The 24,450-nt window shown below is 62.4% G+C and carries 22 protein-coding genes; 9 read left to right on the top strand and 13 right to left on the bottom strand.

The window, feature by feature from the left end; genetic code table 11:
* Window positions 1-92 precede the first annotated feature (92 nt).
* Complete coding sequence (sthA, locus tag RPMA_RS27705) at window positions 93-1,487, bottom strand: Si-specific NAD(P)(+) transhydrogenase (protein ID WP_211910882.1); 1,395 nt, start codon at window positions 1,485-1,487, stop codon at window positions 93-95.
* A gap of 246 nt (window positions 1,488-1,733) precedes the next feature.
* Between sthA and RPMA_RS27700 the strand changes: the two genes are divergently transcribed.
* From RPMA_RS27700 to RPMA_RS27680, 5 genes are all read left to right on the top strand, one after another.
* The gene (locus tag RPMA_RS27700) at window positions 1,734-1,964 is read left to right on the top strand and encodes a pentapeptide MXKDX repeat protein (protein ID WP_211910881.1); all 231 of its coding nucleotides are present in this window, start codon (window positions 1,734-1,736) and stop codon (window positions 1,962-1,964) included.
* A gap of 197 nt (window positions 1,965-2,161) precedes the next feature.
* Window positions 2,162-3,316: an extracellular catalytic domain type 1 short-chain-length polyhydroxyalkanoate depolymerase gene (locus RPMA_RS27695; protein ID WP_211910880.1), complete on the top strand. Its 1,155-nt coding sequence runs from the start codon at window positions 2,162-2,164 to the stop codon at window positions 3,314-3,316.
* Window positions 3,317-3,449: 133 nt separating this feature from the next.
* A complete protein-coding gene (locus tag RPMA_RS27690; protein WP_249225487.1) occupies window positions 3,450-5,966 on the top strand; it encodes a hybrid sensor histidine kinase/response regulator in 2,517 nt (838 codons plus the stop codon).
* 131 nt (window positions 5,967-6,097) lie between these two features.
* Complete coding sequence (locus tag RPMA_RS27685) at window positions 6,098-6,517, top strand: DUF1236 domain-containing protein (protein WP_211910879.1); 420 nt, start codon at window positions 6,098-6,100, stop codon at window positions 6,515-6,517.
* Window positions 6,518-6,699: 182 nt separating this feature from the next.
* Window positions 6,700-6,948, top strand: coding sequence for a hypothetical protein (locus RPMA_RS27680; RefSeq protein ID WP_211910878.1), 249 nt, complete (start codon window positions 6,700-6,702; stop codon window positions 6,946-6,948).
* 2 nt (window positions 6,949-6,950) lie between these two features.
* On the opposite strand, the gene RPMA_RS27675 is transcribed toward RPMA_RS27680, so the two are convergent.
* Together RPMA_RS27675 and RPMA_RS27670 are read right to left on the bottom strand one after the other, a co-directional pair.
* A complete protein-coding gene (locus RPMA_RS27675; RefSeq protein WP_211910877.1) occupies window positions 6,951-7,616 on the bottom strand; it encodes an MBL fold metallo-hydrolase in 666 nt (221 codons plus the stop codon).
* 205 nt (window positions 7,617-7,821) lie between these two features.
* Window positions 7,822-8,946: a vWA domain-containing protein gene (locus RPMA_RS27670; protein ID WP_211910876.1), complete on the bottom strand. Its 1,125-nt coding sequence runs from the start codon at window positions 8,944-8,946 to the stop codon at window positions 7,822-7,824.
* A 146-nt stretch (window positions 8,947-9,092) separates the two neighbouring features.
* Between RPMA_RS27670 and RPMA_RS27665 the strand changes: the two genes are divergently transcribed.
* Window positions 9,093-9,587 carry an MmcB family DNA repair protein gene (locus RPMA_RS27665; RefSeq protein ID WP_211910875.1) on the top strand — a complete coding sequence of 165 codons (495 nt, stop codon included), beginning with the start codon at window positions 9,093-9,095 and terminating at the stop codon, window positions 9,585-9,587.
* 126 nt (window positions 9,588-9,713) lie between these two features.
* Here RPMA_RS27665 and RPMA_RS27660 read toward each other — a convergent pair whose 3' ends face one another.
* The gene (locus RPMA_RS27660) at window positions 9,714-10,268 is read right to left on the bottom strand and encodes an ActR/PrrA/RegA family redox response regulator transcription factor (RefSeq protein WP_211910874.1); all 555 of its coding nucleotides are present in this window, start codon (window positions 10,266-10,268) and stop codon (window positions 9,714-9,716) included.
* 218 nt (window positions 10,269-10,486) lie between these two features.
* Between RPMA_RS27660 and RPMA_RS27655 the strand changes: the two genes are divergently transcribed.
* Complete coding sequence (locus RPMA_RS27655; protein WP_211910873.1) at window positions 10,487-11,713, top strand: MFS transporter; 1,227 nt, start codon at window positions 10,487-10,489, stop codon at window positions 11,711-11,713.
* 96 nt (window positions 11,714-11,809) lie between these two features.
* Here RPMA_RS27655 and RPMA_RS27650 read toward each other — a convergent pair whose 3' ends face one another.
* Together RPMA_RS27650 and RPMA_RS27645 are read right to left on the bottom strand one after the other, a co-directional pair.
* Window positions 11,810-12,307 carry a VOC family protein gene (locus RPMA_RS27650; RefSeq protein WP_211910872.1) on the bottom strand — a complete coding sequence of 166 codons (498 nt, stop codon included), beginning with the start codon at window positions 12,305-12,307 and terminating at the stop codon, window positions 11,810-11,812.
* Window positions 12,308-12,437: 130 nt separating this feature from the next.
* Complete coding sequence (locus RPMA_RS27645) at window positions 12,438-12,989, bottom strand: carboxymuconolactone decarboxylase family protein (RefSeq protein WP_211910871.1); 552 nt, start codon at window positions 12,987-12,989, stop codon at window positions 12,438-12,440.
* 154 nt (window positions 12,990-13,143) lie between these two features.
* On the opposite strand from RPMA_RS27645, the gene RPMA_RS27640 reads away from it, so the two are divergent.
* Window positions 13,144-14,328: an acyl-CoA dehydrogenase family protein gene (locus RPMA_RS27640; protein ID WP_211910870.1), complete on the top strand. Its 1,185-nt coding sequence runs from the start codon at window positions 13,144-13,146 to the stop codon at window positions 14,326-14,328.
* Between the two features lie 132 nt (window positions 14,329-14,460).
* The gene (locus RPMA_RS27635) at window positions 14,461-15,597 is read left to right on the top strand and encodes an acyl-CoA dehydrogenase family protein (protein WP_211910869.1); all 1,137 of its coding nucleotides are present in this window, start codon (window positions 14,461-14,463) and stop codon (window positions 15,595-15,597) included.
* A 234-nt stretch (window positions 15,598-15,831) separates the two neighbouring features.
* Here RPMA_RS27635 and RPMA_RS27630 read toward each other — a convergent pair whose 3' ends face one another.
* The 7 genes from RPMA_RS27630 to RPMA_RS27600 all read right to left on the bottom strand — a co-directional run bounded on the left by RPMA_RS27630 (window position 15,832) and on the right by RPMA_RS27600 (window position 24,364).
* Entirely contained in the window at window positions 15,832-17,010 is a 1,179-nt protein-coding gene (locus RPMA_RS27630) for an IS481 family transposase (protein ID WP_211910868.1), read from the bottom strand.
* A 134-nt stretch (window positions 17,011-17,144) separates the two neighbouring features.
* Window positions 17,145-18,185: an amino acid ABC transporter substrate-binding protein gene (locus tag RPMA_RS27625; protein ID WP_211913857.1), complete on the bottom strand. Its 1,041-nt coding sequence runs from the start codon at window positions 18,183-18,185 to the stop codon at window positions 17,145-17,147.
* Between the two features lie 72 nt (window positions 18,186-18,257).
* Window positions 18,258-18,860, bottom strand: a complete 603-nt coding sequence (locus tag RPMA_RS27620) for a L,D-transpeptidase (protein WP_211910867.1) — start codon at window positions 18,858-18,860, stop codon at window positions 18,258-18,260.
* Window positions 18,861-19,072: 212 nt separating this feature from the next.
* Window positions 19,073-19,684: a sigma-70 family RNA polymerase sigma factor gene (locus tag RPMA_RS27615; RefSeq protein ID WP_211910866.1), complete on the bottom strand. Its 612-nt coding sequence runs from the start codon at window positions 19,682-19,684 to the stop codon at window positions 19,073-19,075.
* A 197-nt stretch (window positions 19,685-19,881) separates the two neighbouring features.
* Window positions 19,882-20,616: a response regulator gene (locus RPMA_RS27610; RefSeq protein WP_211910865.1), complete on the bottom strand. Its 735-nt coding sequence runs from the start codon at window positions 20,614-20,616 to the stop codon at window positions 19,882-19,884.
* Complete coding sequence (locus RPMA_RS27605; protein ID WP_211910864.1) at window positions 20,613-22,367, bottom strand: ATP-binding response regulator; 1,755 nt, start codon at window positions 22,365-22,367, stop codon at window positions 20,613-20,615. The genes RPMA_RS27610 and RPMA_RS27605 overlap by 4 nt, the downstream gene beginning before the upstream one ends.
* Window positions 22,337-24,364: a sensor histidine kinase gene (locus RPMA_RS27600; RefSeq protein WP_408056574.1), complete on the bottom strand. Its 2,028-nt coding sequence runs from the start codon at window positions 24,362-24,364 to the stop codon at window positions 22,337-22,339. Before RPMA_RS27600 ends, RPMA_RS27605 begins: the two co-directional genes overlap by 31 nt.
* Window positions 24,365-24,450 lie beyond the last annotated feature (86 nt).

Genomic DNA, 24,450 nt, shown 5'->3' with positions numbered 1-24,450 from the left:
GCTTAGGGTGGGCAAAGCGCAGCGTGCCCACCTTTACCAGCCGTGATTTGATGGTGGGCACGCTTCGCTTTGCCCACCCTACATTCTCTGAGCTACTTCGCCGTCATCCTGTTCCACGCATCCAGCCCGGCAATCTTGTAGGCTTCCGCCAGCGTCGGATAGTTGAACGTGTTCTGGATGAAGTAGTCGATCGTGCCCTTCAGGTTCAGCACGGCCTGGCCGATATGGATCAGCTCTGTCGCGCCTTCGCCGAGGATGTGCACGCCGAGCAGCCGTTTGGTGCGCGTGGAGAAGATCATCTTCATCATGCCGCTGTTCAGCCCCATGATGTGGCCGCGCGAGGTTTCGCGGAAGCGCGCGATGCCGATCTCGTAGGGGATGCCCTTCTCGCGGACTTCCTCTTCGGTGAGGCCGGTCGTCGAGATTTCCGGCACCGAATAGATGCCGTAGGGGAAGAATTCCGGCGGCGCATGCGCGTCGATGCCCAGCGCATGGCAGGCGGCGACACGGCCCTGTTCCATGGATGTGGAGGCCAGCGATGGAAAGCCGATCACGTCACCGGCGGCATAGATATGCGGCACGGTGGTCTGCATCGTGACCGGATCGACCTTGATGCGGCCGCGATAGTCAACCTCGATTCCGGCGGTATCGAGTTTCAGCGCATCAGTGGCGCCGACGCGGCCTGCAGCAAACAGCAGCATGTCGGAGGTGACGTGGCGGCCATCGGAGAGATCGGTGACGATATGCCCGCTGTCAGCGATCCTGATGGCATCCACCTTCGATCCCAACCGCAGCGCGACATTGCGATCGCGCAGCTCGTGCATGAACTCGCCGATCAGCTCCTTGTCGATGAAATCGAGGAAGCTGTTGCGCGGCTCGATCAGCGTCACGGCCACGTCAAGCGCGCTGAAGATGGTCGCATATTCGACGCCGATCACGCCGGCGCCGATCACCGCGAGGCTGCGCGGCAGTTTCGAGAGTTCGACCACCTCGTCACTGTCGAGGACGGTGTTGCCATCGAACGGCACATAGTCCGGGCGGAACGGACGCGTGCCGCAGGCGATGAGGATTTTTTCACCGGTGACGCGTTTGACGTCGCCGCGCTCCGACACGATCTCGATGTCATGCGGGCCGGTGAAGCGTGCTTCGCCATTCGCGGTGCGGACGCCGTTGCGGCTGAACTGATGCTCCAGCACTTCGACTTCGTGATTGAGCGTCTTGTGCAGTCGCGCGATCAGGTCGTGCGCGCCGATATCCTGCTTGACGCGATAGCCGAGCCCATAGAAACCGCGCTCGCGCCAGCCGGACAGGTTGAGGACGGTCTCGCGCAACGTTTTCGAAGGGATCGTTCCCGTATGCACGGAGACGCCGCCGACCCGTCGTCCCTTCTCCACCACCAGCACCGACTTGCCGAGCTTGGCGCATTGAATGGCGGCACGCCGGCCCGACGGACCGGAGCCGATGACGATCATGTCGTAGTCATGCATGAAAAGGTCTCGATGGCAGGAGGAGCTGGCAGCGTGTTGCCATGCAGCAATCAGGCCAGATCCGTATCGCGGTTTTGCGACAGTCTTTTGAGTCTTCACCGCCGCCATGTGGGTAATGACGTCGCGATCACGGATTTGCGACAGGCTCCCGGTGTAACAACTGACGGCCGGACGCCGTACCGAAGAGCGATAGGAGCGTTTCCGCGGGCATGGTGCCGGGCGGGGCGACCATCTGGAGGTACGACCATGAAGAAGATCATTCTCGCCGCCATCTGTGCCACCGCGCTCGGTGCCGCGCCCGCCGCCTTTGCCCAGACCACCAGTCAGGATTCAAGCAAGATGGGCTCCGGCATGCAGAAGAGCGACGGCATGTCCAAAGATGGCATGGCGAAAGACGGGATGAAGAAGGACACCATGTCCAAAGACGGCATGCAAAAAGACAATATGAAGAAAGACAACATGATGAAGAAGAACTAGGCCCGTTTCATCATTTGCTTCGGTCCCGCCCGGTTCCCGCCGCGCGGGGCTTCTTCTAATACCTTTCTTGCAAAGTTTTTTCCCGAAGTCGCGTTTGTTTGATGGGCTTTCGGGTTCCCATCCGTTATTATTTTGCAGTGCAGCAACCATATGATGTCGGTGCTGTTGTCAAAGCGCGCCGACCTTCAGGAGCTGCCGTGTCCCTCGCCGATAACATCGAATTCTTCCGCCACCTCCCCAAAATGGCGGGTGGCCTGAACGGCATGGGCCGCACCGAGCTTCCCGTTGGCGACAGTCCGCTGGAGGAAGTGACCGACTTCGGCAGCAATCCCGGCAATCTCAAAATGTTCGCCTATGCGCCGGAGCAGCTTGCGCCGAAGCCGGCACTGGTCGTCGTGCTGCATGGCTGCACGCAGACGGCTGCCGGTTATGACCTCGGCTCGGGCTGGTCGAAGCTGGCGCAGCGCTATGGTTTCGTGCTCGTGATGCCCGAGCAGACACGTGCGAATAACAGCAACACATGCTTCAACTGGTTCGCCGCCGAAGATATCAGCCGCGATAGCGGCGAAGCATTATCGATCCGACAGATGGTCGAGCATGCGGCCATCGCTCATGGTGTCGATGCCAAACGCATCTATGTCACCGGCCTGTCCGCTGGTGGCGCAATGGCGTCTGTGATGCTCGCCACCTATCCCGACGTGTTTGCCGCCGGCGCAATCATTGCCGGCCTGCCTTACGGCATTGCGCAATCGACGCAGGAGGCGCTGGCCGGCATGTATCGCGCGCCGACGCGCAGCATGCAGGAGCTCGGCGATCTCGTCCGCAAGGCGTCGCCGCATCAGGGGCCGTGGCCGCGCGTCTCGGTCTGGCATGGCGCAGCCGATCGCACCGTCAATCCCGCCAATGCCGGCGAGATCGTCAAGCAGTGGCTGGGCCTTCATGGCCTCCCGGACGCGCCGATGTCCGCAGGCGATGTCGATGGCTATCCGCGCGAGGTGTGGTGGAACGGGACTGGCGAGACCGTGGTGGAGTCCTACACCATCACCGGCATGGTCCATGGCACGCCGCTGGCCATCGAAGGTCAGGAAGACGCCTATGGTGCCGCCACCAAATTCATGCTCGATGCCGGCATCGCCTCGTCCTGGCACATCGCGCAGTTTTTCGGCCTGACGAAGCAGGCGCCGATCCGTACCGCAGCGAGCGAAGAGTCGCGTAGCCGACCATCGCGCCCGCAGCAACAGCGCGCGGAACAGGATCGCCGCAGCAAAAGGCGCAACCCGCCCGGTCGACGCGCGTCGGACGTCTCCGGCGTCGTCACCCGCGCGCTCTCTGCGATCGGCCTGATCAAGTAATTCTCTATCCTTTGCGGGTATCGATGGCGCTGTGCGACAGACGGCGTTCAGCCTGAACTGCTCCCTGTCGCTGCGCGCCTGAAGTCCGCATATTGCGATTTGCGCAGCTGGCCTGCGCCCGCTAAATTCCTGCATGAATTCAGACGGATCGATTGTTCCGCATATGGCGGCAGAGCGTACAGAGAATCAGGTCGATTTCCTCGCCGGTGGTGGCGACATGGGCGCGCTGATGCGCGCTTACGACTGGCGTTCCTCGCCGCTCGGCCCGCCATCCGGCTGGCCTCAGGGCCTGCGCACGGCGATCCGCATCCTGCTCAACAGCTATCACCCGATATTCATCTGGTGGGGGCCTGAGCTCATCCAGTTCTACAATGACGCCTATCGCGCGACGCTGGACGACCAGCAGCATCCGCGTGCGCTCGGCGAGCAAGGTCGCGCGTTCTGGCATGAGATCTGGCATATCATCGGCCCGCAGGTCGATCAGGTGATGTCCGGTGGCGGCCCCACCTGGCATGAGGATCAGTTGATCCCCGTCACTCGCAACGGCGAGCTGACCTACGGCTATTGGACCTATGGTTACAGCCCGCTTGATGGCGATGACGGCATCGGCGGCGTGATGGTGATCTGCCGTGATGTCACGAAGGACCATCAGGCCAATATCGCGCTGCGCGAACGCGAGGCCGAACTGGCGCGCGTGCAGGAGATCGGCAGTATCGGCGGTCTCGAAGTCGATCTGCGAACGGGTTTCCGCAACCGCCGCTCGCCGGAATATCTGCGCATCCATGGCCTGCCGCCGGATGCCGTCAACGAGTCGCATCAGGATTGGGTGGCGCGCGTCCATCCCGAAGATCGCGAAGCGACCGAGCAGAAATTCATCGAGGCCGTCAAAAGCGGCGTGCAAGAATATAGCGTGCAGTATCGCATCATTCGCCCAAGCGATGGCGCGCTGCGCTGGATCTCCGTCAAGTCGATCATCGAGCGCGATGAGAGTGGAAAGCCGCTCCGCCTGGTCGGCGCGCATACCGATGTCACCGAAGAGGTGCAGTCTCGCGAGGCTTTGCAGCGCAGTGAGGAACAGGCCAAGCAGCTTGCGCTCAAACTTGCCGAACTCAATGCCACGCTGGCGGAGCGCGTGCGTGAAAAGACCCGCGAGCGCGATCGCATCTGGAGCGTGTCGCGCGACCTCCTGATGGTGGCCGACTATAGCGGGGCCTGGCGCACGGTGAACCCGGCCTGGACGCAGGTGCTCGGCTGGAGCGAGACCGATCTGCTCGATCGTACCTCGCGCTGGCTCGAACATCCCGACGACCAGGCCAAGACGATCGCCGAGATCGAGAAGCTCGCTCTGGGTTATCAGACGATCCGGTTCGAGAACCGGCTGCGCCACAAGGACGGGTCCTACCGCTGGCTATCCTGGACCGCGACGCCCGATAATGAGCTGATCTATTGCGTGGCGCGTGACGTCACCGAGGAGAAGGCCGCCGCCGAGCGCCTGAAAGCCGCGGAAGAAGCGCTGCGTCAGTCGCAGAAGATGGAAGCGGTCGGCCAGCTCACGGGCGGCATTGCACACGATTTCAACAATCTGCTGACCGGCATCGTCGGTTCGCTCGACCTGATGCAAACGCGCCTCGGCCAGGGCCGCACCGAGAGCCTTCCGCGTTACATCGATGCGGCGATGACCTCGGCCAATCGCGCGGCGTCGCTCACGCACCGGCTGCTGGCTTTCGCGCGACGACAGCCGCTGGTGCCGAAGGCGGTCGATGCCAATGCGCTGGTGATGTCGCTCGAGGACCTTTTGCGGCGAACCATCGGCGAGCGGCTCGAGTTGCATATCGCGGCCGCGCCGGACCTGTGGTCCACGCTGTGCGATCCCAACCAGCTCGAAAGTGCGCTGCTCAATCTCGCCATCAATGCGCGCGACGCCATGCCGGATGGCGGCAGGCTGTCGATCGTCACCCGCAACATCCATGTCGGAACCATCACGGCGGATACGCCGGCACTGACGCCCGGCGACTATATCTGCATCGCAGTGGCGGATACCGGCACCGGCATGACGGCGGATGTACTGGCGCGCGCCTTCGATCCGTTCTTCACGACCAAGCCGATCGGGCAGGGCACCGGCCTCGGCCTGTCGATGATCTACGGCTTCGCGCGACAGTCGAATGGCCATGTCAGCATCGACAGCCATGTCGGCCTCGGCACCAGTGTGAAGCTCTATCTTCCACGCCACGAAGGCGCCGCGTCGGAAGATGTCGCCGGCACGCAGCGTGACGAGCACAAGTCGGCGGGCGAAACGGTGCTTGTCGTCGAAGACGAGCCTGTGGTGCGGGCAGTCGTCGTCGAACTGTTGCAGGACGAAGGCTACCACGTGCTCGAAGCGATCGACGGCACATCCGGCCTGGCCGTGTTGCAAGGGAACGCCAAGATCGATCTGCTAGTCACCGATGTCGGCCTGCCCGGCATGAATGGTCGCCAGCTTGCAGATCAGGCGCGAGAGACGCGGCCTGATCTGAAGATTCTCTTCATCACCGGCTATGCCGAAAGCGTCGCGATGGCGGAAGGCTTTCTGCTGCCGGGCATGGAGATGATCACCAAGCCGTTCGATCTCGATATCCTGTCCCGGCGCATCCGCGCGATGATTAGCGTCTAGCGACGGGGTTCCTGTTCCCCGCAAAAATTTCGTCGCTGCAACGCGCCGATCTGCGTTTCCATGCCCGGAACCATTGCCCGGCGGCGCACTTGTATCGCCGCAATATGTGCAACCGAAAATTGGAGATCATCATGATCCGCCGTCTTCTTGGAACTGCTGCCGTCGTTGCCGTGATGGCGATGCCTGCCATCGCTCAGGCCCAGGGCGTTCCCGGTGGCATCGAGCGCGGTGCGCGCGAAGGTGAACGGGCTGCCGGCCCGGTGGGCGCCATTGTTGGCGGCACCATCGGTGGCGTTGTCGGCGGCGTGGCCGGCGTGCTTGGCGTCGATGACCGCCCGCGCTTCCGTAGCTATGTCGTTGAACAGCGTCGTCCGTCCTACACCTATGAGCGCGAAGTGCGCGTCGGTGCAGTGCTGCCCGATAGCGGCGTGACCTATTACGAGGTGCCGGCCGAATATCGTGCCGCGCGCGACTATCGCTACACAGTGGTGAATGGCCGTACCGTTCTGGTTGAGCCGGGAACGCATCGCATCGTCGAAGTGATCGACTAAGTCGTCGATCGGACTCTTCTGATCGGAGCCACGTATCTCCCAAACTGCAGGTCGCCCCTCCCCGGGCGGCCTGCCTTGTTGAGAGCGGTCTGCGCTGTTGAAAGGATGTGACAGTCGCGACATTTGCGCGAGCTGCCACAACTTATGCAACTTTTCGTCATATTTGGCGTTACGAAGGAATGATGACGAAACCTGATACTTGGTATGTTGCCTTTGGTCCTGATCGGGCGATCAGGTCCGACACCCGCGCGACCGGACCTGCGCGAACCACGAAGACCTTCAAATCTGAAATCGATGCGAAAGTGTTCGCCCGCGAGATCCTCGCCAAGGGCTGGACTGCGACCGCAGGCACGCTGAATCCCTATCAGCCCAAGCGCACCGTCGCGGCCTCGCAGATCGAGGAATGGATCGATCTCGATCGCGCGAGCTGAGGCTATGCCGCGCCCGTGAGGAACGGGTTCGTCATCCGCTCCTGCCCGATGCTGGAGCCCGGACCGTGGCCGCAAATGAAGCCGACATCGTCACCCAGCGGAATGAGCTTGGTCATGATCGAATTGATCAGGGTCTCGTGGCTGCCGCCGGGGAAGTCGGTGCGGCCGATCGAGCCCGCGAACAGAACGTCGCCCACATGCGCGAATTTCATCGCGCGGCTGTAATAGACGACGCTGCCGGGTGAGTGGCCGGGGCAGTGCAGGATATCGAAGCTGAGGCCGCCGACGCTGACGGTGTCGCCTTCCTCGAGCCAGCGGTCGGGCAGGAAATTGCGCGTGCCGGTCATGCCGTATTTGGCACCGCTATCCTCCACATGATCGAGCAGGAATTGATCCGCCTTGTGCGGGCCGATGATCTCGACCTTCAGCGCATCGCGCAATTCGGCAGCGCCGCCGACATGGTCGATATGGCCGTGGGTGAGCCAGATCGCCTCGACCTTCACATTGGCCTTGGCGATCGCCTCCTGGATCAGCGGAACGTCGCCGCCGGGATCGATCACCACGGCCTGTCGCGTGGTTTCGTCCCACAGCAACATGCAGTTCTGCTGAAACAGCGTGACGGGAATGATGGTGCCGCCCGCCTGGGCCTGAGGTGCGTTCTCTGTCATCGCGCCACAATGCCGATTTTTGCGGGAGAGGGAAGGGGAGGCGCAAGCAAATTCGAGCGGGCAGCACCCCTCACCCGCGCGCAAGAGCGCGCGACCTCTCCCCGGTGCGGAGAGGTGAACGGAGCTCTGTCTGTACCTCTCCCCACCGGGGAGAGGTCGGATCGCAATTGCGATCCGGGTGAGGGGGCTTTGCTCCGACGTCGAACTACTTCTTCAACTGCACCTTCAACGTCGCCTCGACCTCGCGATCGAAGGACGATGCCTTCGCCGGGGCCTTGTCGCGTTGGGCGGCCACATAGACGTCGCGCTTGGCGACGAGGGCGGTGAGTTTCTCGTTCAGGCTCTTGCGCGTTGCCAGCTGCTTGTTGAGTTCGTCGCTGCGGTCCTTCATCGACAGCTTGCGCAGAGAGTCCGGGAGTTCGTCATCCTTGACGCTGTCGAGCTTCTTTCCGCCCGACGCCACATCGCTGACGAGGTCGCCGCCACCCGTCACCGCTTCCGACGACAGCTTTGCGCGCTTGTTGATGTAGCTCGCCATGTCCGATGCGGATGCCGGTGCGGCGGCCGCGACTTCGGACAGTTGCCGCGTCTTGTTTTCCGTGTGCTTCTGCAGCGCGCGCGGGCCATACGGAATCACCGTCTTGTTGATCTCGTTCTGCAGGATGATGATCTCCTCGTCGTAGGGCGTCTCGATGATGACCACCTGTCCGCCGTCTTGCGGGATCGCGATGAAGCGGCCGTCGCCGCGCTGGGCGATGTCGCGCCACGCGCGCTCGGTGTCGCGCGCCGCACCGGCGAGCACGGCATTGACGATGATGTCTTTCTGCTTGGCGACCTTCAGCGTCGTTTCGTATTTGGTGTCCTGCGCATAATCCATGTGCGGCGGCGCGTCGCCGACCAGGAAGACGATGCGGCGCGTGTCGTTGTTGGTCGTCCATTTCAGCTTGTTGACGGCGACATCGAGCGCCTCATTGACGCTTTCCGGCCAGTCGCCGCCACCTTTCGCGCGGACCTGCAGCAGGTTGGCGTAGAGATCCTGGATGTCGGTGGTGAGATCGTAGGTCTTGGTCACGTAGTCGTCGCCGATATCGCGATAGGCGACGAGGCCCATGCGGATGTCGGCATCGGGATTCTGGTCGAGGATCGAGGTCGCGATCGACCAGATCTTGCGCTTAGCGCCTTCGATCAGCCCGGCCATGGAACCGGTGGTGTCGAGCACGAAAGCGACCTCCACGGTGGGCCTGGCATAGGCCGAGGACGCCAGCGCGGCGTGGGACAGAGTGACGGCGGCGGCGATCAGGAAAACGCGGCCGATGCGGGCTAAACTCATGGAAAATCTCCGATTATCTCGTTTCATCGCGCTGATTTGGGGACTGCGAAGGTGCTCGGGACGCTGCGCCGCCGCGCGCGACGGCAGTGGTCGACACCTGCGGGCCGCGATGGGCGCTCCCGCCGAAATCGGCTAAGTTTGTCGCTATGGAATCGCATGCCGTTCACGCCCCCACGCTGATTTTTGATCGCCGTCAGTCCGAGACGGCGCTGGCGATTGCGCGTGGCACCATCCGCCTGCTCCGTTCGCTCGGGTTCTCATGCGTGGCCGAACTGCCGCTGCCGTCGGGGCGGCGGGCGGATCTGGTGGCGATGAATGAGAAAGGCGAGATCTGGATCGTCGAGATCAAGTCATCGGTGGAGGATTTGCGTGCCGACCAGAAATGGCCGGACTACCGCGCCCATTGCGACCGGCTCTTCTTCGCCTTCACGCAGGATCTGCCCTGCGAGATTTTTCCGGGCGAGACAGGCCTGATCGTGGCCGATGCCTATGGGGCGCATGTGCAATGCGAGGCGCCCGAGCACAGATTGCCGGCGGCCACGCGCAAGGCGATGATGCTGCGCTTCGCCATGACGGCAGCCCACAGACTGAACAGGCTGCACGACCCTCAAGGTCATGCAGCCCTGCCGAACGAGTTCTGATACTTCTCCGTCATTGCGAGGAGCGTAACGACGAAGCAATCCAGAGCCTCACGAAGAAAGAACTGGATTGCTTCGCCCAAACGAATTGCTGCGCAATTCGTCAGGGCTCGCAATGACGAAAATAAATTACCTCGGCGCGCGCTTGGCGAGGATGCGCTGTAACGTGCGGCGATGCATGTTGAGGCGGCGCGCGGTTTCCGAGACGTTGCGATTGCACATCTCATAGATGCGCTGGATATGCTCCCAGCGCACGCGGTCGGCCGACATCGGATTGTTCGGGAGCTCCGACTTCTCATTGTCGATCGCCAGCAGCGCGGCGACGACGTCGTCCGCATCGGCAGGCTTCGAGAGATAATCGACGGCGCCCATCTTCACGGCGGTCACGGCGGTGGCGATGTTGCCATAGCCGGTGAGCACGATGGCGCGCGCGTCGGGGCGCTGCTGCTTGAGTGCCGACACGACGTCGAGGCCATTGCCGTCGCCGAGGCGAAGATCGACCACCGCAAAAGCCGGCGCCGACTTGCCGATCTGGGCGAGACCATCAGAGACGGTATCGCAGGACGTCACCGTGAAGCCACGCGTTTCCATTGCCCGTGAGAGCCGTTCCAGAAACGGCTTGTCGTCCTCAACGATCAGGAGCGAGCGGTCGGTCTGTTCGGTCACTTCGGCAAGTGCATTCACGGTCTGAAATCCTCCATCTGCAATAACCCCTAGCATATGGCGTCACGAAGTTCATCTGCCAAGGTTGTGATCCCGGCAATGGCTTGCTCACGAAGTTAAAGAGTGCAGGCTTTTCCCCGGTAAAACGGGTGGTTAATCGCTGGAACAATGCTACATCTGCGCGGCGTGTTGTCGCAGAGCAGCATGAGACGAAGAATATCAGCGAAAGAAGATCCGGAATGGACGCGACGCCGAATGCAGCGAATGACGAAACCTCGATCCGCTACGAGGGCTGGCGCATCGTCGGTGTTTGTTTCCTGCTCGCGACATTCGGCTGGGCGCTCGGTTTCTACGGCCAGAGTGTCTATCTCGCGGAACTGCAGCGCGTTCATGGCTGGCCGGCCTCAACCATCGCCACCGCCACCACGTTCTTCTATCTCGTCGGCGCGCTGCTGGTTGCCTTTGTCAGCGAGGCGATGCGTGCGCTCGGCCCGCGCAACTGCCTGCTGGCCGGTGTCGGTATTCTCGCTGTTGCGACGGTCCTGCTCGGACAGATCACGTCGCCCTGGCAGCTCTATGCGGTGAATGTGCTGCTCGCCTTCGGCTGGGCCGGCACCAGTCTCGGCGCCATCACCAATACGCTCGGCCTGTGGTTCGACAAGAAGCGCGGCATGGCGATCAGCCTCGCGCTCAATGGCGCGAGTTTCGGCGGGATTGTCGGCGTGCCGCTATTGGTGACGGCGAGCAACGCGTTCGGCTTTTGCGGCGCGACGATTGCCGCCGCGATCGCGATGCTGTTGCTGCTGGCGCCGGTGATCTTGCTCTTTGTCGGTCATCCCCCGCATCGGGCGGCATCGGTCGCGCCCGGCAGCGCCGCAGCGAATGCGCCGCCATCGACACGCATTCGGGCGCAGGCGATGCGTGATCTCGCCTTTCTCACTTTGACCATTGCGTTCGCGTTGGGACTGTTCGCGCAGGTCGGCTTCGTCGTTCACCTGATCTCGTTTCTCGATCCGGTGATCGGTCGCGAACGTGCGGCGGCGGCGATGTCATTGATGACCCTGATGGCGGTGGTCGGTCGCGTGCTGTTTTCGACGGTGATCGATCGCCTCAACCAGCGCCTCGCGTCGGCATTCTCGTTTCTCAGCCAGGGCATCGCGCTCGCTATCGTAATCAACTTCCACAATGACGCGCTCATCTTCTTTGCCTGCGCGCTGTTCGGGTTTTCGGTGGGCAATCTGATCACGCTGCCGGCGCTGATCGTGCAACGCGAATTCGATCCACGATCGTTCGGCGTCCTGGTCAGCCTCATCACGGCGGTCACGCAGGTGACTTACGCTTTCGGGCCGGGCATCGTCGGCTGGCTCAGGGATATTTCGGGCAGCTACAGTGTCCCGTTCTATACCTGCATGGCGTTGCAGGTGATTGCGGCGGTCATGATCATGGTGCGAAGCCGCAGTGTGTAGCCCGGATGGAGCGAAGCGTAATCCGGGAATCAGAGCTTCCTCATGTCGCCGGTCCCCGGATTGCGCTGCGCTCCATCCGGGCTACGGAACGGCGTTTTACTCATCTCTCGCCTTCAACAAATCCTCGACGTCCAGCCGTTTGGTGAACATCGCGATCTCGCCTTTGGCGTCGCGTGGCCAATCCGCCTCCGCACGGTCCCAATAGAGTTCGACGCCATTCTGGTCGGGGTCGCGCAGATAGAGCGCTTCGCTCACGCCATGATCGCTGGCGCCATCGAGTGGGATGCCTGCGGCGAGAACGCGATGCAGCGCATCGGCGAGCGCCGCGCGGGTGGGATAAAGAATGGCGGTGTGAAAGAGCCCGGTGGTGCCGGGCGCGGGCGGCTGGCCGCCTTTGCTCTCCCAGGTGTTGAGCCCGATATGGTGATGATAGTCGTCGGCAGCGATGAACACCGCCTGATCGCCATAGCGCTGCTTCACCTGAAAGCCGAGCACATCGCGATAGAAGCCGAGCGCGCGTTCGAGATCGGCGACTTTCAAATGCACATGCCCGATCCGCGTGCCGGCGGGGATCGGTGGGTTGGGATCGGACATGGTGAGGCTCCTGAGGTGTATAATGCGATCAGGATGATTTAGGCGCAAGAATGTAGGATGGGTAGAGCACCTTCGCGAAACCCATCGTTTCTAGGATTGGTGTGATGGGTTTCGCTGCGCTCTACCCATCCTACGACACCGAAAGCTCCGATACCTGCCCATCCGGCAGGCCGAATTCGTAAGTGTTCAGCGTCATCGACACCATGGTGTAATAGCCGCACAGGCCGATAATCTCGGCCAGTGCTTTGGCGCCCAGCACCTCATTGGCTTCATCATAAAGCGGTTTCGACAGCTCTTGCGCTTCGTGCAGGGATTTTGCGACATCGTAGATCACCCGCTCGCGCGTTTCACCGAAGATCGGCGTGCGGCGGTTCTTGATGTCCTCGATGATGGCGGGATCGAGGCCGGCATTCAGCGCGAACCGCTTGTGCGCATACCATTCGAAATGCGCCGTCCAGTGCCTTGCGGTGACGAGGATCGCGAGTTCGGCATGCGCATCCGAGAGTGAGGTATCGTAGCGCAGGAAGGCGCCGAGCCGCGCGGCATGCCGCGCCATTTCCGGGCTGGCGAGCCAAGCCATCATCGGCTCCGGCGGCTTGCCGCGCTTGCTGGCAATGGATTCGTCATAGATCGCCTTCTGGTCGGCGGTCATTTCGCCAGGCGAAAGAAGCTTCAGGCGCATCGCGTTCCTCATCTCGTTTATTCGTTGTCGGGCAAAACTAACGAGTCATCGCACTCCGCGACAAGCCATTGAATTCCGCGACCTGCCGGGTAAGCTCCGCGCCAACAACAATGCGGGCGCCTCACGCTTGCACACGAACAACAGGAAACACCCGATGTCGGATCTCGACCAATTCCGCCGCGATACCCGCGCATGGCTGGACAGCAATTGTCCGCCGGAGATGCGTAAGCCGGTCACTGCCGACGAGGATGTGTTCTGGGGCGGTCGCAACACGAAATTTTCATCCGAGCCGCAGCGCCTCTGGTTCGAGCGCATGCGCGACAAGGGCTGGACCGTGCCGGACTGGCCGAAGCAATATGGCGGCGGCGGTCTCGATGGCGCAGAAGCCAAGGTCCTGCGCGAGGAAATGTCGGCCATCGGTGCGCGACCGCCGTTGTCGAGCTTCGGCATCTGGATGCTCGGGCCGGCGCTGCTGAAATATGGCAACGAGGAGCAGAAGCAGGAACATCTGCCGAAGATCGCCGCAGGCCTGATCCGCTGGTGCCAGGGCTATTCCGAGCCCAATGCCGGCTCCGACCTCGCGTCGCTGCAGACGCGCGCCGAGAGCGATGGCGACGACTACATCATCAATGGTCAGAAGATCTGGACCTCCTATGCCAACTACGCCGACTGGATCTTCTGCCTGGTGCGGACGGACGGTACGGCTAAGAAGCATGACGGCATCAGCTTCATTCTGTTCGACATGACATCGCCCGGCGTGTCGACCAAGCCGATCCTGTTGATCTCCGGTAAATCACCGTTCTGCGAAACCTTTTTCGACAATGTGCGCGTGCCGAAAATACGTGTGGTCGGCACGGTCAATCGCGGCTGGGACGTTGCGAAATATCTGCTGCAGCATGAGCGCGCCATGATCTCGGGCATGGGTGAGCGTGGCGCGGGCCGCCCGCTCGGTCAGGTCGCCGCCGATTCCATTGGCGTGGATGCTGAGGGGCAGCTGGACGACGCCATGTTGCGCGGGCAGATCGCGACGTTCGAGGTGGATGAAGCTGCGCTGTCCTGTGCGGCCGAGCGCGCCGTCGATCTCGCCAAAGCCGGACAAGGCCATCCGGCGTTTTCATCGGCGATGAAATATTACGGCACCGAGCTGAACAAGCGCCGCCATGAAATCCTGATGTCGGCCGGCGGCATCGACGCGCTGGAATGGGAAAGCCCGCGTTCGCATGAAGGCGCCAAGCCGCGCGCGTGGCTGCGGACGAAAGCCAATTCCATCGAGGGCGGCACCAGCGAAGTGATGCTGGGGATTGTCGCCAAGCGCATTCTCGATTTGCCGGGGGCGTAAGGCCCTTCTCCGTCATGCCCGGCGAATGCCGGGTATCCACGCCTTAGCCGCAAGCGAAGACGTGGATGGCCGGGACAAGCCCGGCCATGACGAGCTTACTTTCAGTTGTCATCGCGAATTCAGAGAACCCCCATGCCTCTCATCCTCAACGAAGAACAGACCATGCTCCGCGACAGCGCGCGAGGCTTCATCGGCGACAAGGCGCCGATCGCTCATTTCCGGCAGCTCCGCGACAGCAAGGATGCTATCGGCTTCTCGAAAGAACATTGGAAAACCTTTGCCGAGATGGGCTTTGCCGGCCTGCTGGTGCCGGAAGCCTATGGCGGCAGCGGGCTCGGCGCGGTCGAGGCCGGCGTCATCATGGAAGAGATCGGCCGCACGCTGATGCCATCGCCGTTCTTCGCCACGGCTGTGCTGGCCGTCACCGCATTACGCGGCGGCAGCGAGGCACAGCAGGCCGCGTATTTGCCGAAGATTGCCGAGGGCGCCCTGCTCGCGGCACTGGCCGTGGATGAGGGGACGAAACATCGCCCGTCAAACATTGCAATGAAGGCCGAGCGCTCCGGCAACGGCTTCAAATTGTCAGGCGACAAGGCTTTCGTGGTGGATGGCCACATGGCCGATCTGCTGATCGTCGCTGCCCGCAGCGGTGGCAGTGCTGGGGAACGCGAGGGGCTCACGCTGTTCGCCATCGATCCCAAGGCGAAAGGCATCGCCATTGAGCGCACGGTCATGGTCGATGCGCATAATGCGGCGCGGATCGTGTTCGACAATGTGGCCGTCGATGCTGACAGCGTGATCGGCGATGTCGATCAGGGCGGGGCGCTGCTCGACCGCGTGTTGAATATTGGCCGTGGCGCCGTTGCGGCCGAGATGGTGGGTCTGTCGGACGAGGTGTTCGGCCGCACGGTCACCTATCTCAAGGAGCGCAAGCAGTTCGGCAAGCTGATCGGCGAATTCCAGGCGCTGCAGCACCGCGCGGCGCATCTCTATACGGAGATCGAAGTGACCCGCGCCGCTGCGATGAAGGCGCTGCAATTGCTCGATGCCGATGCGCCGACGGCGGCAGCAGCCGTGGCCGTGGCCAAGGCCAAGGCCGGCACCACGGCGACGCTGGCGGTGCAGGAAGGTGTGCAGATGCATGGCGGCATGGGCATGACCGACCAGTTCGATGTCGGCCTGTTCATGAAACGCGCGCGCGTGTGCCAGGAATTGCTGGGGGATAGCAATTTTCATGCGGATCAATTGGCGCGGATGAAGAAGTATTGAACTTTAACCTCTCCCCGTCCCGCGCGAAGCGAAGCTTCGCTAGGCGGGGAGAGGTCGGCGCGCCTTCGCGCCGGGTGAGGGGCTTGGCACGCGTGTTCGTCATGCGTGCACTATCGGATCTCTCCGATAGTCTTCGCTTCGATAACTATAAGACCGGCACCGCCCTTGTGCCATGCCCCTCACCCGCCCGTCTTCGCTACGCTTCGCCGGGCGACCTCTCCCCGCGCAAAATGTTCAGCCCGGAGACATAGCTGACACCTGTTCGGAGACATGACTGACACTTTTGCGGCGGGTCAAGTCGATGGTTGCGACCTGCCTGCTGCCAAAGAAAACGCCGTATTGGCCATCGATACCGCTCGGGCGGATGGCCAAATGTTCGCCGCGGAAAGCGCGTGGCACGCGCCATGGCTGCCCCTTGAAGCTGATCGAGGCGCCGCGCTGGGTCGATACGCTGCGGACGATGTCGCCCGGGGCGTAGACAATGTCTGCGAGCCGCTCAGGCATCGATCGCAGCGATGGCCGGTAGCGGCTGGCCGGCACGGCCATGCCCAAGGCCTCATGCGGGCGCTCCAGATTGTAGACGCTGCGCCATGTATCGAAGGCCCGCTGCAATTCGGTGAAGCCGTTGAAGCGACGCACGGCCAGCACTTCGGCCTTCAGCGCGCGATGGAAGCGCTCGTTCTTGCCGCGGCTCTGCGGATGCAGCGGCCGCGCATAGATCACCTCGACGCCGAGCTTGAGCAGCCAGACCCGCAAGCCGGTCCAGCGCGATTGCGAACTGTCGCCCCAGGGCGGGCCGTTATCGACGAACAATGCGTCGGGCAGTCCGTAGCGACGGAAGGTCTGCGTCAGCTGCTCCTGCACGGTCATGCGCTGCTGGTTACTGCAGGCGGCAAGACGCAGGGCATAGCGCGAGTGATCGTCGATCATGGTGAGCGGGTGGCACGGCGTGCCGTCGGCCAGCGGGATATGGCCCTTGAAATCCATCTGCCACAGCGCATTCGGGGTGTCCTTCTCGAAGCGCGTGAACGGCTGCCCCGGACCGTTCGGCGGCACGATGATGCGGCCATGGCGCTGCAGGATCGCATGTACAGTGGAAGCCGCCGGCGGCACGAGGCCGTCGCGGCTCAGGCAATGGACAATCTTGCGTGCGCCCCAGGCCGGATGGGCATCGCGAATGGCGAGCACCTGCCCCTCGATCGCTGCCGCACTGCGCCGCGGGCTGGCATGTGGCCGGCGCGAGCGATCGGCAAGCTCCGCATCGCCGCCGACATGCCGCGCCAACCATTTGTAGCCGACGTCGGGACTGATGCCGAACCGCCGACACAACTCCCGCCGGTTCGCACCGTCCTGCAGCGCCAGCCGCACGAACTCCAACCTCTGATCCATTACCGACACCTCGCACCACGGCATGGAAGCCTCCCAAAAAGGAACTTCCACCCAATATGGATGTGTCAGCTATGTCTCCGAACACCTGTCAGTGATCTGTCCGGGCTGAACACAAAATGCGGGGAGAGGTTAAGGGGAGTGCGCGGAGAGGTTGGAGTTTACCTGATCGGCGGCGCGTATTGAATTCCGCCGTTGCTCCAGGTCTGGTTCAGCCCGCGCGGGATCTTCAGCTGCGAGCCGTCGCCCACATTGCGCTCATACACTTCGCCGTAATTGCCGACATGGCGGATGATGCGGGCGGCCCAGTCCTTCGACAGGCCGAGATCCTCGCCATAGGCGCCTTCGGTGCCGACCAGCCGCATCACATCCGGCTTCTTCGACTTCAGCGCCTCGTCGATGTTCTTCGAGGTGATGCCGAGCTCTTCGGCATTGACCATCGCATACAGCGTCCACTTCACGATCATCATCCAGTCGTCGTCGCGCTGGCGCACGACAGGCGCCAGAGGCTCCTTCGAGATAACGTCGGGAAGGATCACGTGGTCATCCGGCTTGGTCAGCGTCAGGCGCAGGGCGTAGAGCTGCGAGGCGTCGGCGGTGAAGGTGTCGCACTGGCCGGAATTATAGGCCTTGAGGACATCATCCAGCTTGGGGAATTTCACTTCGGTATATTTGATATTGTTGGCGCGGAAGTAATCCGACGCGTTGAGCACCGTCGTGGTGCCGTCCTGCACGCAGACCTTGCTGTCATTCAGCTCCAGCGCGGAATCGATGTTGCGCGACTTCGGAATCATGAAGCTCTGGCCGTCATAATAGGAGACGGCCGGGAAATAGAGCGCCAGATTGCTTTCGCGCGACATGCTCCAGGTGGTGTTGCGTGCGAGGATGTCGATCTTGCGGCTCTGCAGCTCCTTGAAGCGTTCATTGGCGTCGAGGCCGACGAATTTGACCTTCTTCGGATCGTCGAAGATGGCGGCGGCGACAGCGCGGCAGAAGTCGACGTCGAAGCCGCTCCAGTTGCCCTGCGCATCCGGTGCCGAGAAGCCCGGCAGGCTCTGATTGACGCCGCACAGCACGGCGTCGCGCTTGATGGTGCGCTTCAGCGTCTTGGTATCGTAGCGTTCATAGGTGATCGCGGCGGCGGCCACGGCGGTTGCGACCGCGAGGCCGATGGCCAGCCCGGTCACGAAAGTGCGCTTCATCGCCATGAGAATTCAGCCCCCTGATCAAATTGGCATGTGGTGATGCGAAGAATAACGGTGGCGAATGCCACCTCAGATTTCGGGCTTCTGCCGGATCACGACCTTGGTGCCAACGGGCACGCGTTCATAGAGATCGCTGACATCCGCGTTGACGAGACGGAAGCAGCCGGATGACACGGCGGTGCCGATGGTGTCAGGCCGATTGGTGCCGTGGATGCGATAGACCGTGGTGCCGAGATAGAGCGCGCGGGCGCCCATGGGATTGCCGGGGCCGCCGGCCATGAAGCGCGGCAGATAAGGCTGGCGCTGGATCATTTCCGCGGGCGGAGTCCAGTCCGGCCATTCCGCCTTGCGGGTGATTTTCACCAGACCCTGCCACTGAAAACCGTCACGGCCGACGCCGATGCCGTAGCGCATCGCGCGGCCATTGCCCTGCACGAGATAGAGATAGCGCTCATTGGTGGAGATGATGATCGTGCCCGGCGGCTCGGTGGTGCGATAGAGCACCGCCTGCTTCTGGAATTCCGGCGGCAGCTGGATGGAGTCGTCGGCGATCAGGCCGGGCTCGTCACCCACATCAGGGCGCAGCAATTGCGCGCTGCTTTGCGTGATCGACAATGCGAGGCCAGCTGCGGCGATGAGAGTGAGCCCGAGCAGGCGGCGAAGGTCGATCATTTCGGCATCTCCCGATTTGATGGTTCGGTATGCTGTGCATAGCATCGCGGCATCAGCGCGAAAACAACGAATTCGCCGGCATGGTCGTTCGCGGCGATGACGATTTGATTAAATCCGCGGTTTATTGGGCTTTGCGGTGGGCAAAGAAAAAAGCCCGGAACAGGAGGCATCCTGTCCGGGCTGGAGGGTTGGAGGTCGAGGGAGGAAACGAATTACGCAGCGATGCTGTCGATGCCGGCGGTCTTGAGCAGATCGGCGAGCTGCTTGCGGGCATAGAACATGCGGGTTTTCACGGTGGAGGCGGGAATGCCGACGATCCCGGCGACTTCGTCCACCGACTTCTCGTGATAGTAGACGAGGTTGACGATCTCGCGATGCGCCGGCGACAGCTTGGCGACGCAGGCGCGCAGGATTTCACTGGTGCGGCTGCGATCGAGCGAGGCTTCCGGCGTGTCGGCGCTGTCGGCGACTTCCATCACCTCGTCCTGATCGATGTCTTCATACTTGCGCTGGCGCAGGGCGGTCAGCGCCTTGAAGCGCGCGATCGACAACAACCAGGTGGAAACCTGCGAGCGTCCTTCGAACTGGCTGGCGGTGCGCCACACATCGAGGAACACTTGGCTGACCAGATCTTCCGACGCGCTGACATCGCGCAGCATGCGGAGCACGAAGCGATAGACCCGCACATTGTGCCGGGCATACAGCGTGTGCATCGCACTGCGATCGCCCTCGGCAATCTTTTCCAGCAGCATCTCATCCGACGTGGCACGGGCAGTGATGATGCCCTGGCGGCCTGCGGCATTGATGGCGATGACATTCTGCATGACTGGCTCCCGTAGAGACGCTGTGATGAGCGTTTCGTTGGGATCAGTTGTTAAGGACCGCCGGTTTCAGGGCGTTGGCTTGAAAAGCGGAAAATGGTTTCGTGGTAGGGGAGTTTTGTTTCGTCGCAGCCGGGGCGACGAAACATTCGGGCATGAAAATTGAGCGTTTTGAATAAGATAGCATTCCGGGAGACGGATTAAGCTTTCTCGCCTGCGGGAGAGAACAAATAACCGCCACCGCGAATTGTACGGATCACGGCGGGTTTTGTCGGATCCGGCTCGATTTTCCGGCGAATGCGCATGATGCGGAGATCGACGGCACGGTCGAATGCCTCGGCGTCGCGGGCATTGGCGAGTTCGAGCAGCCGCTCGCGCGAGAGGACGCGCTTGGGATTGGCGGCAAACACTTTCAGCAGGCCGAATTCCGACGCCGTGAGCGGGTGTTCGTTGCCTTCGTCGTCGCGCAGCGCCTGGGCTTCCAGATCAAGCCATTTGGTGCCGAAACGCACGAGATGATCCTTGGCGTTCTTCGCCGGAGCCGCCTCCGCGGTCGCCTTGGTCGCTGTGCTGCGACGAAGTACCGAGCGGATGCGCGCCATCAGTTCGCGCAATTCGCACGGCTTGGCGATGTAGTCGTCAGCGCCGAGTTCGAGGCCGACCACGCGATCGATCGGGCTGGCCGTCGCGGTCAGCATGATCACCGGCACATTGGTGCGGCTCTTGAGGTCGCGGATGATCGACAGGCCGTCTTCCTCAGGCATGTTGAGATCGAGCACCACGAGATCGGGCACCTTGGTTTCGATCTCGCTGCGCAGGCTCTTGCCACCGTCGCAGAGCGTCACGGCGAAGCCGTGCATCTTCAGATAATCGCCGACCATCTCGCGGGCGGGCGCCTCGTCATCGACGACGATGATGTGCGGGTTCTGGTTCATGACTGGGCCTCGCTCGCCGCGGGCAGAAGGATGGTGAAGGTCGCGCCCTGGCCTGGGCCGGGGCTATCGGCAGTGACGTTGCCGCCATGCATGTCGACGATGCGCTTGACGATGGAAAGGCCGAGGCCGGTGGAGCTTTCACCGCCGGTGGGCTTGGCGGACAGCCGCTGGAAGCGGCCGAACAACCGGTCGAGGTCTTCCGGCGACAGACCGGCGCCTTCATCGCTGATGCTGATGGTGACGTGATTGGCGTCGCCGCCGACCAGCACGTCGATCCTGCCGCCGATCGGGCTGTATTTGATGGCGTTGCTGATCAGGTTGTCGATCGCCTCGCGCATGCGGTCGGCATCGCACATCACGAGGTCGCGGTGGCCGGGCGTCGAGACCGAGATCGCCTGCTGCTTGTTCACCGCCGACGGCTTGTTGGCCTCGGCAACGTCATTGACCAGCGCGGACAGGTCCACCGGCTCGCGACGGATGGTGATGTCAAAGGCATCGGCCATGGCGTCGGAGATCAAGTGATCGACCATCGACGTCAACCGCTTGGTGGCATCGCGGATGTGGTTGACCTGCGCCTCGACGGTTTCCTTGGACGAGTCCGCGGAAATCAGTTCGGTGAGCATTTCAGTCCGGCCAAGAATGACGCCGAGCGGATTCTTCAGGTCATGGGCGACGGTGCCGAGAATTTCGTTCTTGAAGCCATTGGCGCGCTGCAGCCGCAGCCACTGCGCCGACAGCCGGCGATTGGCCTGCATCAGCGCGCGGGTGCGCTGCGAGACGCGGTCTTCCAGCTGCGCATTGGCTTCGTTGAGCTGCTGGTAGAGAATGACATTGTCGAAGGCGATGGAGAGGCGGCTGCCGAAGATCTCCACCAATGCTCGATCAGTTTCGGATAGCTGTCGCTCGGCCTGCAGCAGCACCACGACCTCGCGCCCGCTGCCGGTGCGGATATAGAGAACGGTCCTGTGGTCGTCGAAGTCGTGCTTGCGGCGGCGGAAAGCTTCTTCCACCATCTGCCGCAGGTCGGGATCGAGGGATTGCGGGGTCGGGCAGCCGATGAAGCGACTGTAGCAGCCGGAGCCGGCCAGCACCGCAAAGTCGTCCACCACGCCGCCGCCATCGCGCAGCACCAGAATGCCCGCACAGTCGACATTGAGCAGCGATGCGATCTGCGTCAGCACGCCTTCCGCCAGCCGCTGCATCGAGCGGAAATCATACAGCGTGGAGGCGGCGTCCAGGATGATTTCGAGGCCGCGCCGGGTCTGCACCATGCGTTCGAGCTGCTGATAGCTGCGTAGGGCGGCGGTCAGCGAGGTGAACAACTTGTCGGCGGTGAGTTCGGTCTTCGCCTTGTAGTCGTTGATGTCGTAGTCGACGATGACGCGCCGTTCCGGTGCCTGACCGGGCTGACCGGTGCGCAGGATGATGCGGACGGTCTCGTTGTGGAGTTCGTTGCGGATATATTCGACGAGCTGGAGGCCGGCATCGTCGGTTTCCATGATCACGTCGAGCAGCACCGCGGCGATGTCCGGATTGTCGCGCAGCAGCTGGCGGCCGTCGGCGGCTGAATAGGCCGACAGAATCTCGAGCGATTGCCCGTTCAGCGAATAGTCGCTGAGCGCAAAGCGCGTTCCTTCATGGACGGCCTGATCATCGTCGATGACGGCAATTTTCCATTTCCGGACATGGGATTCGTCCCGCGTCTCGCCTTCGTCTTCAATCAGGTAGAGGACATCGTCCTGGTCGGCCATTGCGTCGTCCCGTCAATTGAACCGGAGGCGCCGGTGGCGGCCCGCGGCATGATAATGCGAAATGTCGTGCCCTGTCCCAGCCGGGATTCCAGCATCATCCGGCCCCCGAGCTGCTGGGTCACCAGATTGTAGACAATGTGTAGTCCGAGACCGGTGCCGCCCTCGTTGCGGCGCGTTGTGAAAAATGGGTCGAAGGCCTGTCTCTGCACATCGGGGCTCATGCCGACGCCATTGTCTGAGAAGCTGATCTCGATGTCGTCGGCACCGCGAGGCTTGGCCGAGATGGAAATGGCGCCCGGCTGGCCGTCGGGGAAAGCGTGGTTGGCGGCGTTCAGGAACAGATTGGTGAGGATCTGGCCATAGGAGCCCGGGAAACCATCGATGATCAAGCCGTCGGGAACGTCGATATTCAGGGTGATCGGCGCTTTCTTCAGCACCGGCCGCAGGCTGGCGATGATCTGGTCGGTGGCCTCGGAGAGGCTGAACTGGCGACGTTCGGCATGCGAACGATCGACCGCCACCTGCTTGAAGGACTGGATGAGTTCGGCCGCGCGATGCAGGTTACCCACTAGCTGCTGGGCGGCGTCCTGCGACGTCTTGACGAAATCCTCGAGCTGCGACCGGCGCAGTGGCGAGCCGGAGCGGAGTTCGGCTTCGAACATTTCGCTGCGGCGGGCGAAGCTCGATGCCACCGTCAGGCTGATGCCGATCGGGTTGTTGACCTCGTGGGCGACGCCGGCGACCAAGCCGCCCAGTGCCGCCAGACGTTCGGCGTCGATCAAATTCTGCTGGGCGGCATTCAACTCAAGCAAAGCGGATTCCGCCTTCTCCTTGGCGGCTCGCAATTCGTATTCGGCCTCACGTTTGGCGACGGCATTCTCCCGGAACACTTCCACGGCCCGCGCCATGGCGCCGATCTCGTCGGTGGCCGCCGTACCCTGGACCTTGCGGTCGAAATCGCCGGAGGTGATGGCGCGCATCGACGACATGATCTGTTGCAGCGGCAGGCGGATGCTGAGCGCGATGATGATGCCGGCGGTGATGATGATGCCGAGGAACGCGCCGGCGATCACCATCACATTGCGCGAGATGGCCGTCAGCGTGCGGTCGAATGTCGTCTGCGCCTTCTGCTCGCGCTGTCGCATCAGGATGGAGAGATTGTCGATGGCGGCGATCGTATCGGCCTGGCTGGCATCGATGGCGTTGCGCAGCAGGTCGGTGCGGCTGGAGAGCTGCTCGGAGAGTTTGGCCAGGCCGTCTCGGAGCGCGCCCGCGCGGCCCTTCAGGCGCTGCAAGGCGATCCGTTGCAGGTCATTGTCCGACAGGTCGGTCATGACCGGGATGGTGCGCTCGATCGTCTCGGTGTTGCGGCGGGCTTCCTCGGCGGAGGCCGATGCCAGCGAGAGATAATAGGCATTCGCGGCCACCAGCATGGCGGTGAAGGCCTCGCGCGATTTGCCGAGCGCCGGCCAGATCAGGGCGTCGCGCTGTCCGGTGGCGCCTTCGATGATCGAATACAGCCCGGCCATGTCCTTGGCCGGTCCCAACACCTGGTCCTCATAGGTCTTGGCGATGGTCGTCTGCAGGGTGCGCAATTCGCCGAAGCCCGAGAGGAAGCGTTCGGTGACACGCTCCAGCTCGGCCACCGAGCCCGAAATCATCGGGTCGGTGGAGGCGCGGGTGTTCAGCGTGCCCAACACGGCTTCGCGCAGCAACAGGATTTCGGCGAAGAGTTCGGGGCTCGGCTGGTTGATGTAGCGGTGGATCAGGTTCTGCAGCCGGCCGGTCTCGCTTTCGAGCAGAGCGAGCACCTGATCGGACTGTCGGACCTGACGGACATCTTCCCAGGCCGACGACAGCACCCGGGATCCGCTCCAGATCAGGCCGGCCAGCACGAGCACCACTGCGGAATTCAGCGCGGCAATCGACAGAATGCGCCAGCGGATGGGAATCGCGCGCACAAGCCCGACGATGCCGGTTCGGCCCTTAGCCGCCAGCCCGTCCTGACCCTCGGAAACTCCACTATGCTGGCTCGTCACCACGAGTGTGTCATTCGACCTCGGGAAAGGTTCAATTGCGCAGT

This window comes from Tardiphaga alba (assembly GCF_018279705.1).
GTDB lineage: Bacteria > Pseudomonadota > Alphaproteobacteria > Rhizobiales > Xanthobacteraceae > Tardiphaga > Tardiphaga alba.
Note: the sequence above shows the minus strand (reverse complement) of the source record. Positions and strands in the feature narration are given on the sequence as shown.